The sequence below is a fragment of the Pirellulimonas nuda genome (assembly GCF_007750855.1).
GTDB lineage: Bacteria > Planctomycetota > Planctomycetia > Pirellulales > Lacipirellulaceae > Pirellulimonas > Pirellulimonas nuda.
On the sequence record NZ_CP036291.1, the window covers coordinates 4742229 to 4758681 of the forward strand.

General features: G+C 67.9%; 14 protein-coding genes. 9 read left to right on the top strand and 5 right to left on the bottom strand.

The features are described 5' to 3' along the window. Positions 1 to 105 precede the first annotated feature (105 nt). The 6 genes from Pla175_RS18480 to Pla175_RS18505 all read left to right on the top strand — a co-directional run bounded on the left by Pla175_RS18480 (position 106) and on the right by Pla175_RS18505 (position 5540). Positions 106 to 1581 carry a nicotinate phosphoribosyltransferase gene (locus Pla175_RS18480; protein WP_145288639.1) on the top strand — a complete coding sequence of 492 codons (1476 nt, stop codon included), beginning with the start codon at positions 106 to 108 and terminating at the stop codon, positions 1579 to 1581. A 124-nt stretch (positions 1582 to 1705) separates the two neighbouring features. Beyond that, positions 1706 to 2410 carry an NUDIX hydrolase gene (locus tag Pla175_RS18485; RefSeq protein WP_145288643.1) on the top strand — a complete coding sequence of 235 codons (705 nt, stop codon included), beginning with the start codon at positions 1706 to 1708 and terminating at the stop codon, positions 2408 to 2410. Between the two features lie 258 nt (positions 2411 to 2668). Beyond that, complete coding sequence (gene pncA, locus Pla175_RS18490; protein ID WP_145288646.1) at positions 2669 to 3265, top strand: bifunctional nicotinamidase/pyrazinamidase; 597 nt, start codon at positions 2669 to 2671, stop codon at positions 3263 to 3265. Positions 3266 to 3574: 309 nt separating this feature from the next. Beyond that, positions 3575 to 4111, top strand: coding sequence for an NUDIX hydrolase (locus Pla175_RS18495; protein ID WP_145288649.1), 537 nt, complete (start codon positions 3575 to 3577; stop codon positions 4109 to 4111). 5 nt (positions 4112 to 4116) lie between these two features. Beyond that, a complete protein-coding gene (locus Pla175_RS18500; protein ID WP_145288653.1) occupies positions 4117 to 4671 on the top strand; it encodes an RNA 2'-phosphotransferase in 555 nt (184 codons plus the stop codon). A 140-nt stretch (positions 4672 to 4811) separates the two neighbouring features. Then, positions 4812 to 5540: a class I SAM-dependent methyltransferase gene (locus Pla175_RS18505; RefSeq protein WP_145288656.1), complete on the top strand. Its 729-nt coding sequence runs from the start codon at positions 4812 to 4814 to the stop codon at positions 5538 to 5540. A gap of 9 nt (positions 5541 to 5549) precedes the next feature. On the opposite strand, the gene Pla175_RS18510 is transcribed toward Pla175_RS18505, so the two are convergent. After that, on the bottom strand, positions 5550 to 7160 hold the full coding sequence (locus Pla175_RS18510) for a DcaP family trimeric outer membrane transporter (RefSeq protein WP_145288659.1): 1611 nt from the start codon (positions 7158 to 7160) through the stop codon (positions 5550 to 5552). Between the two features lie 280 nt (positions 7161 to 7440). On the opposite strand from Pla175_RS18510, the gene Pla175_RS18515 reads away from it, so the two are divergent. Beyond that, a complete protein-coding gene (locus Pla175_RS18515; RefSeq protein WP_197526973.1) occupies positions 7441 to 8373 on the top strand; it encodes an SHD1 domain-containing protein in 933 nt (310 codons plus the stop codon). On the opposite strand, the gene Pla175_RS18520 is transcribed toward Pla175_RS18515, so the two are convergent. Next, a complete protein-coding gene (locus tag Pla175_RS18520) occupies positions 8370 to 8981 on the bottom strand; it encodes an HdeD family acid-resistance protein (protein ID WP_145288667.1) in 612 nt (203 codons plus the stop codon). The two genes, Pla175_RS18515 and Pla175_RS18520, sit on opposite strands and share 4 nt — an antisense overlap. Before the next feature lie 139 nt (positions 8982 to 9120). Continuing rightward, entirely contained in the window at positions 9121 to 9975 is an 855-nt protein-coding gene (locus tag Pla175_RS18525; protein WP_145288671.1) for a transglutaminase family protein, read from the bottom strand. Positions 9976 to 10189: 214 nt separating this feature from the next. Between Pla175_RS18525 and Pla175_RS18530 the strand changes: the two genes are divergently transcribed. Both Pla175_RS18530 and Pla175_RS18535 read left to right on the top strand, forming a co-directional pair. Further along, entirely contained in the window at positions 10190 to 11089 is a 900-nt protein-coding gene (locus tag Pla175_RS18530; RefSeq protein WP_145288674.1) for a nuclear transport factor 2 family protein, read from the top strand. 71 nt (positions 11090 to 11160) lie between these two features. Then, complete coding sequence (locus Pla175_RS18535) at positions 11161 to 11925, top strand: hypothetical protein (protein ID WP_145288678.1); 765 nt, start codon at positions 11161 to 11163, stop codon at positions 11923 to 11925. 93 nt (positions 11926 to 12018) lie between these two features. Here Pla175_RS18535 and Pla175_RS18540 read toward each other — a convergent pair whose 3' ends face one another. Both Pla175_RS18540 and Pla175_RS18545 read right to left on the bottom strand, forming a co-directional pair. Continuing rightward, positions 12019 to 15108, bottom strand: a complete 3090-nt coding sequence (locus Pla175_RS18540) for an efflux RND transporter permease subunit (protein WP_145288681.1) — start codon at positions 15106 to 15108, stop codon at positions 12019 to 12021. Further along, on the bottom strand, positions 15105 to 16397 hold the full coding sequence (locus tag Pla175_RS18545) for an efflux RND transporter periplasmic adaptor subunit (protein ID WP_145288684.1): 1293 nt from the start codon (positions 16395 to 16397) through the stop codon (positions 15105 to 15107). The genes Pla175_RS18540 and Pla175_RS18545 overlap by 4 nt, the downstream gene beginning before the upstream one ends. Positions 16398 to 16453 lie beyond the last annotated feature (56 nt).

Sequence of the window (16453 nt, forward strand, 5' to 3'; positions counted from 1 at the left end):
GCGGACGTTGCGGTTTATGCCCGTCATCGGTCCTGCGCGGGGCGGGCTTGACCCCGCCCGTGATAGTGTCACAATTACACTAACACACCAGCCAGGACGCCCGCCATGACCGCTGCCCCCTCGCTCGCACTGCTGACCGACCTCTACCAGCTCACCATGGCCTTCGGCTACTGGAAGCTGCGGCGGTCGGAGCAGGCAGCGGTGTTCCACCTGTTCTTCCGCAAGGCGCCGTTCGCCGGGGGCTACGCGGTCGCCGCGGGGCTGGGGCCGGCGATCGACTTCTTGCAGGCGTTCCGCTTCGACGATTCCGACCTCGAGTACCTGGCGACCCTCACCGGCAACGACGACCGGCCGCTGTTTGACGCCGCGTTCCTCGACTACCTGCGGCACCTGCGGCTCACCTGCGACATCGACGCGATGCCCGAGGGGACCGTGGCCTTCGCCCAGCAGCCGCTGGTGCGGGTCCGCGGGCCGATCTTGCAGTGCCAACTGCTGGAGACGGCGCTGCTGAACATCCTCAATTTCCAAACCCTGATCGCCACCAAGGCGTCGCGTATCTGCGGCGCCGCCCAGGGGGAGCCGGTGCTGGAGTTCGGCCTGCGCCGCGCGCAGGGGGTCGACGGCGGTCTGGCCGCCAGCCGGGCCGCCTACATCGGCGGCTGCGCGGCTACCTCCAACGTGCTGGCCGGCAAGCGGTTTGGCATCCCCGTCAAAGGAACCCACGCGCATAGCTGGGTGATGAGCTTCGACGACGAGACGGCGGCCTTTGACGGCTATGCCGAGGCGATGCCCAACAACTGCGTCTTCTTGGTTGACACCTACGACACGCTCGAAGGGGTCCGCAAGGCGGTCGAGGTCGGCCAGCGGCTGCGGGCCCGCGGGCACGAGCTGGTCGGCATCCGGCTCGACTCGGGCGACCTGGCCTACCTCAGCATCGAGGCCCGAAAGCTGCTAGACGCCGGCGGCTTTCCGGACGCGGCCATCGTGGCGTCGAACGACCTCGACGAGCACATCATCGCCAGCCTCAAGGCCCAGGGCGCCAAGATCGCCTTGTGGGGCGTCGGCACGCGGCTGGCGACCGCCTACGACCAGCCCGCCCTGGGGGGCGTCTACAAGCTGGGCGCCATCCGCGGCGCAGACGGCCAGTGGCGGCCGAAACTCAAGCTCTCCGAACAGGCCGTGAAGACCACGATCCCCGGCGTGCTGCAGGTGCGGCGGTTCGAGGACGCCTCGGGCCTGGTGGGCGACATGATCTACGACGAGGCCCGCGGCATCGACGGCCGCGACGTGATCGTCGACGCCAAAGACGGCGCCCGCCGCAAAAAGATCCCCGCCGGCGCCACGGGCGCCGACCTGCTGGCCCCGGTGATGCGCGGCGGCCGGCTGGAGGAACGCTTCGCTGCCGGGGGCCCCGAGACCATCCACACGGCCCGCACCCGCGCCCAGCAAGAGCTCGGCCGCCTGCACCCCACCGTGCGGCGGCTGCTGAACCCCCACGAGCACCCGGTCGGCATCGACGTGGGGCTGCACGAACTGCGCGACCAGATGGTCCGCGAGATGCGTTGGGACTTTGAGGACTAACACACGCCTACCGCTCCCGTCATCAGCGTCTCTTGCTCGGTCGCCCAAACGCGTCGGCTCGCCCCGTTCCCCGATCCCCTGTCATCCCCACAGCTCCCTTCGCTTCGTAGCCGCCACCCCTTCCATGCCACACACCTACCAGTTCGCCCGACCCGCGTTGACGGTGGACATCGTCGTGTTCGCCATGGACTTTGCGGGCCGGGACGAGACCGACCTGCAGGTGATGCTGATCCAGCGCGACCTTGCCCCCTACCGGGGCGGGTGGGCCCTGCCGGGCGGGTTTGTGCGCACCCAGGAGACCCTCGACGACGCGGCCCGCCGCGAGCTGCAAGAAGAGACCGGCCTGCGCGACATCTACCTCGAACAGCTCTACACGTTCGGCGCCCTGGGACGCGACCCGCGCGAGCGCGTCGTCACGGTGGCCTACTACGCGCTGGTGAACCTCACGGGGCACGACGTGCGGGCCAGCACCGACGCCCGCAACGCCGCCTGGTTCTCGGTAAGCGACCTGCCGCCGCTGGCCTTCGACCACGCGCAGGTGCTCGACACGGCCCACCAGCGGCTCCGCAGCAAGGTCCGCTACCAACCGATCGGCTTCGAGCTGCTCCCCGAACGCTTCACGCTGCGGCAGCTTCAGCGCCTGTACGAGGTGATCCTCGACCGCGAGCTCGACAAGCGCAACTTCCGCAAGAAGGTGCTGGCGATGGAGATCGTCAAGGAGACGGGCGAGATCGAGAAGGACGTCGCCCACCGCGCCGCGCGGCTCTACCGGTTCGACAAACGCCGGTACGACCGGCTGATGAAGAAGGGTTTTAATTTTGAGATCTGAGTGATGGCTCGTGGACCCTTTGCCATGCCGCGAGCCACGCTTAACAACAGTAACGAAGGATGGCCACGAAAAGGCACAAAGAAGCACAAAAGGAGGAGGGGCGCGGACCAACACTCCGCGATCTGCTGCTGCCGCGTGCTCCATGATCTACCGCTGTGAGTCGTTGTTTCCCGTCTTTGTGCTTCTTTGTGCCTTTTCGTGGCAATCGCTTCCGTAAGGTCAGTGGATCGCCTAGTCCCTCTGTTGAGGACGTTAACCATGAAAGCCCTCATCCTCATCGACCTGCAGAACGACTTCCTCCCCGGCGGCGCGCTGGCTGTTTCTGGCGGCGACGCGGTGATTCCCGTCGCCAATCGTTTGATGCCGGGCTACGCGTTGGTGGTGGCCACCCAAGACTGGCACCCGGCCGACCACCTGTCGTTCGCCAGCCAGCACCCCGGCAAGCAGGTTGGCCAGGTGACGACGGTCGCCGGGCTCGAACAGGTCCTCTGGCCCGACCACTGCGTGCAAGGGACCCCCGGCGCCCAGCTCGCCGCGGGGCTGAACCTGGGGGGCGTCGACCATGTCGTCCGTAAGGGCGCCGACCGCGCGATCGACAGCTACAGCGGCTTCTTCGACAACGACCGCCGCACCGCCACCGGCCTGGGCGAGTACCTCCGCCAGCAAGGCGTGACGGCCCTCGACGTGATGGGCCTGGCGACCGACTACTGCGTCAAGTACACGGCGCTCGACGCGGTGGGCCTTGGCTTCGAGACGACGCTGTTGGTGGAGGGGACGCGCGGGGTGGAACTGGAGAGCGGAGACTGCGATGCGGCGGTGGAAGAAATGAAGAGAGCAGGCGTCAAGATCGCGTAGCGAGGTTCCCCGTTTGGCCGAAGGCCTACTTTCACCGTAGCCTGGGGCAAGCGGAGCGCCGCCCTAGGTCGCCGGCCCGTGCGGCGTTGTTTGGCCAACGGCCTTACTCACGCCTTGGGCAATGTGAGACGGTGAGTATGGCCTTCGGCCAAATGGTCGCGGCATGCACGTTTACCTACGGCGTTGCCACAGGCTACGGTGATCAAGGCCTAAGGCCTTGTCCTCGTTTGGCTGAAACAAGATCTTGGTGCTGCCTAGATGGTCGTCGTCGATCTGTAGCAAAGAGTCTATCGCAGGCAAACCAGGATCATGAACAAACAAGAATCACGCGTCCTCTACGCCGGCCGGCACCTCACCATGGTCGCCCGCGGCCATTGGGAGTACGCCACGCGGAACACCGCGCGCCCCAGCGTGGGCATCGTAGCGATCACCGACGCCGGGGACGTGGTGCTGGTAGAGCAGCACCGACCGCCGGTCGGGCGGAGCGTGATCGAGCTCCCCGCGGGGCTCAGCGGCGACATCGCCGGCAACGAGGACGAGGCGCTGGTGGAGGCGGCCCGCCGCGAGTTGCTAGAAGAGACCGGCTACGTCGCCGCGCGGTGGACCGAGCTGTGCACCGGCTACTCCTCCCCCGGCCTGACCGACGAGTCGATCACGCTCTACCTGGCCCAAGGCCTCCGGCGCCAAGGCGCCGGCGGGGGCGACGCCAGCGAAGCAATCACGATCCACGAAGTGCCGCTGGCCGAAGTGCTAAACTGGCTCAGCGCCCGCGGAGCGGCCGCCGATTTGAAGCTGCTGGCGGGGCTCTACGCGGCGACGCAGGAGATAAGCAGTCAGAACAAGTGAACCCCATGAACGAACAAGCCCTGCGGAGAATCAGCAAGCGGCTCAGCTTGGTGCTCCGCCACCGCCCCGACTCGGTCGGCCTCTCTCTGCAGGAGGGGGGCTGGTTGCCGGTGGGTGAGCTGCTGGACGCCCTGGCACGGGCCGGGACGCCTGTGCCGCTGGCGGTGCTCAAGCAGGTGGTCGCCGAGAACGACAAGCAGCGGTTCGAGCTCGCGGCAGACGACACGCGGATCCGCGCCCGCCAGGGGCACTCGACGCAGGTCGACCTCGGCTACCTGCCCGCTGCGCCCCCCGAGCTGCTCTACCACGGCACCGCCACCCGCTACCTCGGGGCAATCCTCAAGCACGGCCTGCAGAAAATGCGGCGCCACCACGTGCACCTGTCGACCTGCCAAGAAACCATGCTGAAGGTCGCGGTGCGGCACGGATCGCCGGTGCTGCTGTCGGTCGACTCCGCCGGGATGTCCGCCGCGGGGCACGAGTTCTTCGTGACCGGCAACCAGGTGTGGCTGACGGAGCGCGTCCCGCCAGAGTTTCTTGCGGTGCTTGAGGAGCAGTAGGTCGTGTTTGCCGCGATGCGATAGCTCGTCTGCAACGCCCTACGCCGTCGGCCCTCCGGGCCTGGGGCGCGTGACCTGTCGACACGCCGCGGATAACTTATCGTACCAGCCGCCTGCCTCTGCCTCCGTCGCTACCCGCCATGACCCCGCTCTCGAACAAATCAACCACCGACGAGATCCGCGCCCGCTTCGACAACGACGTTGAGCGCTTCGCCTCGCTGGAGACCGGCCAGGCCGCGACGATCGACGCGCCGCTGGCGATGGCGCTGATTACCGAGGCCGCGGTCGCTTGCACGCCGCGGATCGGGCGGGTGCTGGACGTGGGTTGTGGCGCGGGGAACAACACGCTGCGGCTACGCGAGGCGGCCGGGCGCGATTTTGACGTCGACCTGCTCGACCTCAGCGGGCCGATGCTGACGCGGGCCGCGGAGCGGGTCCGGCGGGTGAACGGGGGGGAGGTCCGCACCGTGCAGGCTGATTTTCGTGCGGCCCCGCTCGTCGATGGCGGCTACGACGTGATCCTGGCCGCCGCGGTGCTGCACCACCTGCGCGACGACGACGACTGGCGGCAGGCGTTCGCCAAGCTCTACCGGCTGCTCCGGCCCGGCGGCAGTGTGTGGATCACAGACTTGGTGCTGCACGAGCAGCCCGCGGTGCAGCAAATGATGTGGCGCCGCTACGGCGAGCACCTGAGCTCCCTCGGCGGCGAGGCCTACCGCGACAAGGTGTTCGAGTACATCGACCGGGAAGACTCGCCCCGCCCGGTGACCTATCAGCTCGACCTGCTGCGGTCGGTCGGCTTCGAGAAGGTCGACCTGCTGCACAAGAACTCTTGCTTCGCGGCGTTCGGTGCGACGAAGCCCGCGTAGTGCGGGCGCCTAGAAGTTGTACTGCACCATCCCGTGCAGCCGCTGGACGTCGGCCGACTGGCCGTCCTCGTTCTGGCGCTCGCCCCACAAGAACTCTGTGGCGATTGCCAGCCTGGGGATGGGGACCCACCACAGACCCGCGGCCACGTACTGGGCGCTGGCGTACGTGCCGGCCGGCGTCGGGGCGTTGTTCTGGACGTCGACGTTGGAGTAGGTGAAGTTTGACAGCCAGTGGGCGTTGTACCAGTGCTCGTAGCTGGCGTTCCAGCCGGTCGCTTGGACCAGTTCCAACTGGCCCGTGACGGGGTCGACCTGGGCGTCGAGCCCCTGGCCCGCCAGGTCGTTCAGGTAGCGTCCCACGCCGGGCCCCCAGGTCGCCTGCATCAGCATCCGGCTGCGTGTGAGGCCCGAAGGGTCGGGGTCGTGCACCGGGTCGGTCCCGAACAAGATCGCCCACGGGTGCAGCACGGCGCTGCCGCTCACGCCCGCGGCCGCTTGGCGGGCGACGGCGTCGTCGACGGGGCGGTAGCCGATGCCGCGCACCAGCGCGCTGAGCTGGGCGTGGCCTCGGGTTGCCTCGTAGCGGAGGTGCGTGGTGAAGTCGGGCACGTCTTGCACCGCCGCCCCCTGGGCGGGGCTGAACGTGATGTCAGAAAAGGGGCGTTCCATCGCGCCGGCCCAGTAGAAGCAGTCGCACACCGGCAGCGTCACGCGGGCCGAGGGTTGCCGCTGGTTGACCCAGCTATTGGGCCCCTGGAAGTCCGCCACGCTGGGCCAGTTCGTGCCGTCCATGAACACCGAGTTCTGCTGCCCCAGACGGAAGTAGCCGAAGTCGATGAACGCGTTGCGCAGCCGGAAGGGGTTCCCCCCGCCGCCGGCGGCCTGGGCCGGTCCGTTGAAGAAGTCTCCCTCGATGAAGGTGTGGACGTTCCAGTCGCAGAATTCGGTGGGGGTCCACGTCTCGAAGCCCAGGCGGCTGAACCGGCCGCCCATGTTGAAGTTCTGCCCGGCGCTCTGCGGCACGGGGATGGTGTTGGTGACAAACGAGTCGGCGCTGCCGATGGGGTCGAGGTCCAGAAGCGCCCCCAGCCGCACGAAGCCCCGCAGACGGAACGAGGTGTTGGTTCCGGGCGCCAAGAACGAGCCGGGGTAGATGCCGCGTACGACCAGGCTGTCGCGCTGCTCGGTAGAAATCGGCACCGGGGGCGCCAGCCGCGAGTACTCCGGGACGGCGGGGCCTTCTTGCTGCTCCCGCGGCTGGTAGCCGGGGGGGGCGTAGTCGGCGATCGGTCGGACGCCGAGCCCCGTCGCGCGGTAGGGACGCGGAGAGTAGTAGTAGGCGGGCAGGTCCTCGGCCAGCGGGTCGTCCCGCAGGGCGCCCGGGATGTTCTGCTCGTCGAGGTAGCCGTACTGGTAGCCGACGTCGTCGGTCACCGGCGGCGCCGCGGGCCCAACGCTGGGCTGGCTGGCGCTGGGCTCACTCGTGCTTGGGTAGGCCAGCGGGGGTCCGGAGAGCGCAGACGACGACGGCTCCGGCGGCTGTGCGGCCCCCGCGGCTGGCGACAGCAGGGTCGCCAGCAGGAACAGGCAGATGGTGCTGGCGCGATCGACCGCTTGCATCTCGGATTGGAGGTTGAGTCTTGCAAACCGCGCGACCTACAACGCCGCCCCGTCGTCTGGGACATCGGCCATACCGGAGACGGGGCGTGAGCAGATTTTCCGATTGTGCCGGTTGCGCCGGCGCCGCAGACTCCCCCCGCAGCGATTTCGTAGCGCCGTGGCGCTCGGTTATAGTTGGTGGGGCGACGGCCCCGACGGGCGGGCGCCAGCAACCGGCCGGGGCCCTCGCCCCTTCGATCGTCCTCACCCAATCCCCTTCTTCCAAACCGATGGCGCCCCCATGCGGACCGCGACGCTCTTTCTGCTAGCCGTGGCCGGCCCGCTGCTGGGGGCCCAGGCCCGGACCTGGTCGGACGCCTCCGGCGACTACACGCTGGACGCGCAACTGGTGACGTTCAACCAGCGGTTTGTGGTGCTGGAGCGCGACGACCACGAGCTGGTTTCCATCGAGATCACGACCCTCTCCGACGACGACCGGGAGTACCTCGCCTCGCGTGAAGCGGCCCAAACGGCGCAGCAGGCGAGCCAGGCGCCGCAGACCTGGACGCTGCGAGACGGCTCGCAGGTGACCGCCCGCGTGGTCGACTACGCCCAGCAGCAGCTAACGCTGCAGCGGCGCCGCGGCCGGGTGTACGTCAACGACCGCCCGCTGCGGAACCTGCCGGCGTTCTACCAGAAGATCGTGCCGCAGATCGTGGCGCAGGCAGAGAACCTGAGCCGGCCTACCCAGGCGGGGCTCGAGGACTGGCTGGTGGGTCAGCGGGGCGGGCCGCGTGTGTTCAGCGTGGAAGGGGTGTTGCTGGAAACCGAGAACGGCGACGAGTACGGCGTGCCGTTTTCCTTGCTCTCCGACGAAGACCAACGGGTGCTGCGCCCCGGCTTGCGGGCCTGGCAGGCAGAGCAGCAGCGCGAGAACTACCAGGGCCAGCAGGACGCGGCCTACCGCCTCCGCGCGCTGGCGCACGCCCGGCAGCAGAACAACCAGGTGCGGCGGGAAATGGCCGAGCTGAGCCTCAACCTGCAGCAGGCGCAGGCGGGGATCACTTCGGCGTGGGAGGTGACCCTCTACCCGGCGGCCGGCGTGTCCGCGGCGCCGCGTTGGGTCGTGGTGTGGGGGCGTGACAGCCGGCAGGCGACGCTGCGAGCGTTAGAGCAGAACCCCGGGTTCGTCGCGGGGCCGGTCCGCCGGGTGGCTCGCCGCGTGCGTCGCTAGGCTTCCAGCACGGTGCGCGGGGCGCGTCCGATGCGGCTGGTGCGGAGGCCGACGGCGAGCATCACCCAGGCCCAGCCGTTGAACACCAGATCGATGCCAATGAACAAGCCGATGACCCACAGCCCGGAGGCGGGCCACTGCTTGTAGATCACCAGGCCCAGCAGGAAGGTGACGCCGCCGTTGAGCAGCACCCAGCCGCGGCCGGGGAACTGCTCGCTGATGGCGAACACGATGCGGAAGATGCCCGCCACCATCAGGAAGACGGCGATGATCAGCGTGAGCTGGATCGCGGCGCTCTCCGGCTGGTCGATAATCATCATGCCGACCAGTGCGTAGAGCACGCCGATCAACAGGTGGATGAGCATGCCGCTCCAACGCCCGACCCAGAACGAGCCGATGATCTCGCCGATGCCCGAAGCCAGCAGCAAGAAGCCGAACAGCCAAGTAATGTCAAAGGTAACGGTGGTGATGCACGACCAACCCAGGACGAACGCCCCCGTGGCGACCATCGCCAGCCCGAGGCCGAGGAACCAACCCCAGTAATCGCGCAGCAGCGCCAGTTCGGTTGCGAGGACGCCGGGGGCAGCGATGGGGCGGGGGTTATCCATGGCCTGGTTCTTGGTCGGGGTGTTGAATGCGGGGGCTTAGGGCGATTGTAGCGGTTGGATTCTGCTTTGCGTTTCGGAGCAAGTCTAGCTCACGCTCTGCGGCCTGTCGCACAATCTCCCACACCTGGGGTCGGCGCGGTTAGTCCAACGAGACCACCTGCACGGAGACCTCCATCCAGTCGAAAGCGTCGCCGGGCCCGTCCCAGGTCCCGGAGAGGGGCATCGCGTGCTCTTGCTGCCGGGCCACCGCGATGGGGATGTGCTCGATCCCCGCGAGTTTGTTGTTGGTGGGATCAAAGCCGCGCCAGCCGGCGCCCGGAAGGTAGACCTCCGTCCAGGCGTGCGTCGATCCGTGCTGGCCTTCTTCCATCCGCACGTAGCCGGAGACAAAACGCGCGCCAAAGCCCCAGTAGCGGACGGCTTCCATCATCAACACGGCGTAGTCGCGGCACGATCCGCTCCCCAGGGCAAGCGTCTCGTGCGGGAGCTGCACCCCCGCGTTGTAGCGCTCCGTGTAGGTCAAGGTTTCGAAAATGCGGCTGTTAAGCCGGTTGAGCAGCTCGAAGGTGTCAATCGCCTGCCCCGGTTGGTACAGTTCGCTCAACCATCGGTGCAGCGCAGGGCCGTCCAGCGGGTAGCTGGGCAAGCGGTACGGGACGAGCGCCACCTGCTCATCCGCGGCGTACTGGAACGGGTAGAGGCGGGCGTTTGGGTCGATCAGACACTCGATACGGTTGTCGTCGCGTATCTCGACTTCGACCTCCATCAGCAGACTCAGCATTGCAGCCGGCTCGGCGAAGGTAAGCACCGCCACCGAGTTCCCCTCGATGTCCAGCAGCCATCGCACGTCCGCCGCGGGCTCGATCTGTATGCTGGAGCTGCGGATCCAATGCTCGTGCGACGACCGCGGGCGCAAGAGCGCCCGGTGGGGGCCGAACTTGACCGGCGTGTGGTAGTGGTAGGCGGTTTTGTGGGTTATCCGCAGGGTGTGCATGGCGGCGCCGATTGAGTGATGGTTTCTGGTCGGCTCAGCATAGCGTGCGCGGCGTACTCCGGACGACCGCTCCCCGGCCCGACCGGCGGTGTGCCCGCAACAGGCCGCGGCGAGTTGCAAGGCGCCGCGGGTACGGCTTTAATCAAGGCGAGGTCGGCGGGCGCTCAGCGTCTGTTCGCCTTGTCTGCTCACGAACCCGCGAAGAGAGAGAACCATGCCTCGATCGGCAGCCGTTGTGCTGGGATGGTCCGCCTGCTTGCTGATGGTTGCTGCCGAGGCCGTGGCCCAGCAGAGCCAAGCGGAGCAAGCAGTACGCGCGGCGTCAAAGGCCTATACCGACGCCGCCAGGCGGGGCGACGTCGGCGCCATGGCCAAGATGTGGACCGAGCGTGGCGACTACATCGACTCGCAGGGGTACCGTTTCAACGCCCAGGCGATGCTCAGGCCCCAGCCGGGCGCGCCTGCCGCGGCGCCGGGCGGCTCGACCGCGGCGCCCGCGGTTCAGTCGACCCTGCGGATGGTGACCCCCGACGTGGCAATCGAGGACGGCAAGATCGGCAGCATCACGATGCCGGACGGGTCGCGGGTGGGGGGCCGGTTTACCGCGGTGTGGGTCCGACGGGATGGAAAGTGGCTGCTAGACGGCGTCCGCGAAGCCGCCGCCGAGGCGCCGCCGCTGAGCGAGAAGCTGATGCCGCTGGCGTGGCTGCTGGGCGAATGGGCCGGCCAAGCGGACGACACAACGCTGTTGATGTCGGCCCACCCCAGCGACGGCGGCAACTACATCGTCCGCGAGTTCCTCGTGAAGGGCGACGCGCGGGAATCGATCGGCGGCGAGCAGCGGATCGGCTGGGACCCCGAGTCGAAGCGGATCAAGGTCTGGAGCTTCGATTCGCAGGGGGGCGCCGGCGAGGGATTCTGGCGCCAGGCCGGGGATACGTGGGTGCTCGACACGGCCCACGTGCTGCCCGACGGCACGAAGACAACCACCTCCAACGTCTACACTCCGCAAGACGCAGACCGGTTTGTCTGGGAAGTAAAACCGGCCGCGGTCGACGGGGCGAGGCTGCCCGCGATGCGGGTAGAGTTCCGCCGGGCGCCCGAGGCCCGGTGATCGCGGACTCACGGCGGCTGTGACCCAACCTTTTATTTGACTCTCAACGACGGTTCCACCGGAGCTTTCTCATGTCTCGCTTGCTCATCTTTCCGCTGCTGATCGCCCTGGCCGCCGTGGCCCCACGCCCCGCCCTCGGCCAACCCGGCGGCGGCTCGCCGAACGTCGACGCCGCTTCGGACGCGTCGCGCAATGTCGTGCTCGAGAGCGATCGCTGGCGGCAGGCGCGGCGCCAGTTGGACGAGTGGCTCTCCGTGCAGCAGCTCTACACGCAGGACGAAGTGACCCGGATGCGGCAGGAGCTCAGCGCCCGCATCGCCAAGATGAGCGCGGGCGAGCTGATGACGCTGCTGGAAGACATGGAGGGACGCATCGCAGCGCTGGCCAGCCCCGAGGCGGCGCAGGCCCGAATGTGGCTCAACCAATTTTTGCCGACCCAGTCGCAGGCTTCGCAGGACCGGCTCCGCGCCAAGCGGCCCGACGTGCTGAACATGACCGGCAGCCAGATCCGCATGGAGCTCGACCGCTTCCAGCAACGCCGCGTGGCCAACCAGCAGTCGCAGGCGGCGTTCGACCGCGCCCGCCAGACACAGAACCAGTCGATCCAGAGCATGCGGGCCGATCAGAATCAAGCACAGGCCGACATGCGGGACGCGCGGTCGCGTGCGGCGCAGCAACAAAACCAGCGCCTGCAAGACGCCCAGCTCCGCGGCCCGTACGCGCCGGCGAACCAGATGCGCAGCCCCTGGGGGGGCGGGCTCGACGGGCGGCCGCTGTACACGGTGGGACCCTGGGGCGCCCCGATCCACTTCAACCCGCTGTACGGCGGCTGGTGAAAAGCAAGCCTGAATGACCAGTAGGGGCAGGCAATCGCTTGCGCCACTGGTCATTCAGGCTTGGTCATTGGTCATTCGGTGCGTTAGTCGGCGTTACCCGGATTCGGGCTCGTGGATGCCGAAGAAGATCGCGTACAGCACCGGCGTCACGATCAGCGACAGCACCGCGGCGAACGACAGTCCGAACATGATGCACACGGCCATCGCGCCGAAGAAGGGGTCCTTGAGCAGCGGGATCATGCCCAGCACGGTGGTGATGGCCACCATGCAAACGGGCCGCATCTTGGCGGCGCCGCCGTCGAGGATGGCCTGGTAGGCGTCTTTCCCCTTGGAACGCTCGGTGAGGATCTTGCTGAGCACCACGATCTGGTTCTTGATTTGCTCTCCCCCGAGCGCGAGCACGCCCAGCAGGGCCATGAACCCAAACGGCATGCCGGTTAGCAGCAGCCCGGCGGTGACGCCGATTAGCGCCAGCGGCATGACGAGCCAGATGAGCAGCGTAGCGCGGATCGAGTTGAACAGGGCCACCACGATAAACACCATTAGCGCCAGCATCACCGGGATCGATTGGGCGAGCGCGGCGCGGGCGTCGCGGGAGTTCTCGTACTCGCCGCCCCACTCCAGCGTGTAGCCCTCGGGGAGCTCGATGGCCTCAATAGCCCCGCGTACGCGGGCCAGCAGTTGGCTCGGCAGCCCGGTGCGGGGGTCGCCGTGCACGGTGAGCGTCGGGAAGCGGTCGCGGCGCATGACGATCGGGTCTTCCCACACCACCTCCGACCCGGAGCTCACCTGGCTGAGCGGGATCATCCGTCCGGCCACGGGGCTCCAGACTTGCAGGCTGGCCAGTGCGCTGACGTCGTCGCGCTCCTCGATGGGGGGGCGGGCGATGATCGGCAGCAGCCGCGCCTCTTGCGGGAAGACCCCCGTGGCGGAGCCCCCCGGTTCTCGGAAGAAGCCGACGGTGCGGCCCTCGAAGCTGCTCTCCAGGGCACGGGCCACGTCGATCCGGGTGATGCCGTTTCGGCGGGCCTGCAGGTCGAGCAGTTCGGGACGGATCACTTTGACCGGCTCGCGCCAGTCGCTTCGGACGCACAGCGCATCCCCTTCTTCGCGGAGGATGCGTTGCGCCTCGGCCCCCAGTTGCTTCAGCTTCTCCGGGTCGGCGCCACGGAACCGGGCCTGGATGCGGCCCCCCTCGCCGGGGCCCAGCAGGAACTTCTTGGCGATGGCGTTCGCGTCGGGAAAGCCCTCGTCGAGCTGCTGTTGGATGTCGGGGATGAGCGTGTCGATATTGCGCCAGTCGTCTACTTCCACCAAGAACTGCACGTACGCGGGGTTCTCGTTCTCCGGAGCATAGACCAGCAAGAACCTCGGGCCTCCGCCGCCAACGAAGGAGGTGACGTGCGTCACGCCCGGCGCCGCCCGCAGCAGCCCCTCGATGCGATCGGCCTCGGCCTCGGTCTGGCGGATGTGCGTCCCCGCTGGGAGGAAGACGTCTACCATAACCTGCGGACGGGTCGCCGGCGGGAAGAAGCTGTGGGTGACCTTGGTGAACCCGAACACCGCGGCGGCAAATGCCGCTATGGAGAGCACGACCACCAGCCAGCGGAACCGCAGGGCGAGGATGAGCAGGTTGCGGTAAACGCGGAACGGCAGGCTGTCGTAGGCCGTCGGGGCGCCCTGCCCCGCACCGGCGTTGGGGCGGAAGATCAGGTAGCTCAGCAGCGGGGTGACCGTGATCGACGAGATCCAGCTCAGGCTCAGCGCAATCAAGATCACCCAGAACAGGGACTGGGTGTACTCGCCGGTGCTGTCTTCGGACAGGCCGATGGCAGCGAACGCGATCACGCCGATCGCTGTGGCGCCGAACAGGGGCCACTGGTTCTCGGCCACCACCTCGCGGACCACCTCCAGCTTGTTCCTGCCCGCCTCGATGCCGACCTTGATCCCCTCGATCACGATGATCGCGTTGTCCGTCAGCATGCACAGGGCGATGATGAGCGCGCCCAGCGAGATCCGCTCCATCAGGATGTCGCCGTCGGCGTACATCACAAAGAACGTAGACATGATGGTCAGGAACAGCACCACGCCGATGATCAGCCCGGTTTTCCGGCCCATCGCCAGCAGCAGCACCACGAAGACGATGCTGACCGCCTTGAGCAGGTTGAAGATGAACTCGCCGGTCGCCAGGCTGACGGCCTCCGGCTGGAAGTTGATCTCGCCGATCTCGATGCCGATCGGCTGGAACTCTTCGAGCCGGGCCAGCTTTTCGCGGATCAGTTCGCCCAGCTTGACGACGTTCCCCCCCTGGATCGTCGAGATGCCCAGCCCCACCGCGGGCCGGCCGTCGAACCGCAACAGGCGGCGCGGAGGATCTTGGTCGCCGCGGATCAGCGTGGCGACATCGCCCAGCGTGAGCTGCCGGCCCGTTTGATCCGACCCGATCACAATCTGCAGCATCTCGTCGACCGTGTCGAACTCGCCGCGTGGATCGAGAGGGATGTGCTGATCGCCCACCCGCACCCGGCCGCCGTCGGCAGCGATATTGCGTTCTTGCAGCTTGGCGTAGAGCAGTTCTTCGTTGACCCCCAACTGCGCCAGCCGGTGGCGAGAGATCTCTAGGAACACCACCTCCTGCTGGGCGGCGAACAGGTCGATGCTCTTCACCCCGGGTACGGAGAGCAGCTCGCGGCGGAGAAACTCGGTGTACCGGCGGATCTCAGGGAAGGTGTAGCCCTCGCCGGTGATGGCGAAAAAGATGCCGAATACGTCGCCGAAGTTGTCGACCACGATCGACCCGCCCCGCACCGCGGGGGGGAGCAGCGGCTGGACGTCGGCGATCTTCCGCCGCAGCTCGTCCCACACCTGCGGGATGCGGTCGCGGTCGTAGCGGTCCTTGATGATCGCCGACACCACCGACCGGCCGCGGAGCGACTCGCTCCGCACGAAGTCGAGCTGCCCGAGCTGCTGCACGGCGGTCTCGATGGGTCCGGTCACCTCCTGGGCGACCTCCTCCGCGCTGGCGCCGGGATAGAGCGTGACGATCCGCGCCTCTTTGATGGTGAACTCGGGGTCTTCGAGCCGACCGATGTTCACGTAGGCGGCGATGCCCCCGGCAAGCAGGAGGGCCATGGCCGCGAACACGACGCGGCTGTTGTTTACCGAAAGGACGCCTGGATTCATTGCGATGCCGCTCCCAGCGCGTCGCCGAGGTCGCGCACCTTCATGCCCTCACGGAGGAAACCAGCGCCTGCCGAGGCGATCCGCTCTCCTGGCTCGAGCCCGGAGACCACCTCTACCTGGCCCCCCGTCAGCTCGCCGAGCTTTACTTCCCGCGCGGCGACCTTGCCCTCCGGGCCCAAGACCCAGGCGATCTGCCGGCCCGACGGGTCTTTGGTCACCGCACTGGCGGGCGCCAAGACGCGGTTGCCCAGGACGCTCGCGCGGCGGAACGACGCGGTGACGGTGGCCGTCATGCCGGGGAGCACGCGGACCCCCTCGGGCGCCTCCATCACCACCCGCACTTGAAAGGTCTGGGTGACCGGGTCGGCGGCTTGCGCCACCTCTCGGATCACGGCGGGGAACTCCAATCCCGGCGCGCCGGTGATCCGGGCGACCATGTTAACGACCTCTGCGGTGCGGATGTCGGCCGCCATGACGCTCTCGGGCACGTCGACAATAATCTCTACCTCGTCGACGTCCTGGAAACGGACGACCCGCTGCTTGGCTTGAACGTTCTGCCCCTGCTCTACGAAACGCTGCGCGATGACGCCGTCGAAGGGCGCCCGCAGCGTGCAGTCGTCGAGCTGCAACTGTGCCTCAACAACCTGCGCCTCTAGCCCCCGCACGTCGGCCCGTCGGGCCTGCACGTCCTCGTCGCGGGCGATGCTCCCCTTCTCGAGCATTTGCAACGCGGCTTGATGCGCCTCTTCGGCCACGCGATACGCGGTCTCGGCCCGCTCGTAGTCGGCCCGGGTGATCGCCCGGGTCGGCAGCAGCCGGGCGTACCGGCCGTACTCGGTCTGGGCGTTGGCTAGCTGGGCGCGTGTCGACCGCACGTCGGCCTCACGCCGCAGCCGCTCTTCGGGACGCTCGCCGGCCAGGGCCGACTGCAGTTCTGCCCGCGCGCGGTCGAGCCTGCCTTTGAGCGCTTCGAGGCGCGCCTGGAACTCGTCCGTCCGGAGTTGAGCCAGCAGGTCCCCCTGGGCCACCTCTTGCCCCTCCTTCACCGGGAGCTCAACGATCACGCCGGGGACCTGGAACGCCAGCTCTACCCGCCGCGACGCCTCGACCCGGCCCGGGAACGTGCGTGTGTGCGCGTCCTCCCAGGCAGACACGGTCACCGTCTTGACCGGACGCGGGCGTTCGACCCGCGGCGGCTCGGGCTGGTCGCAACCGGCGGCCAGCAGCACGCCGCAAGCAACGATCGGGATGATTCCCCCCGGGAACGGGCGGGTCGGGGTGTGCCGCATGGATGTCTGCTTCTGCTTCGAGGTATCCGTGTGTGGTAGTGGAAGCCGGTCGTGTC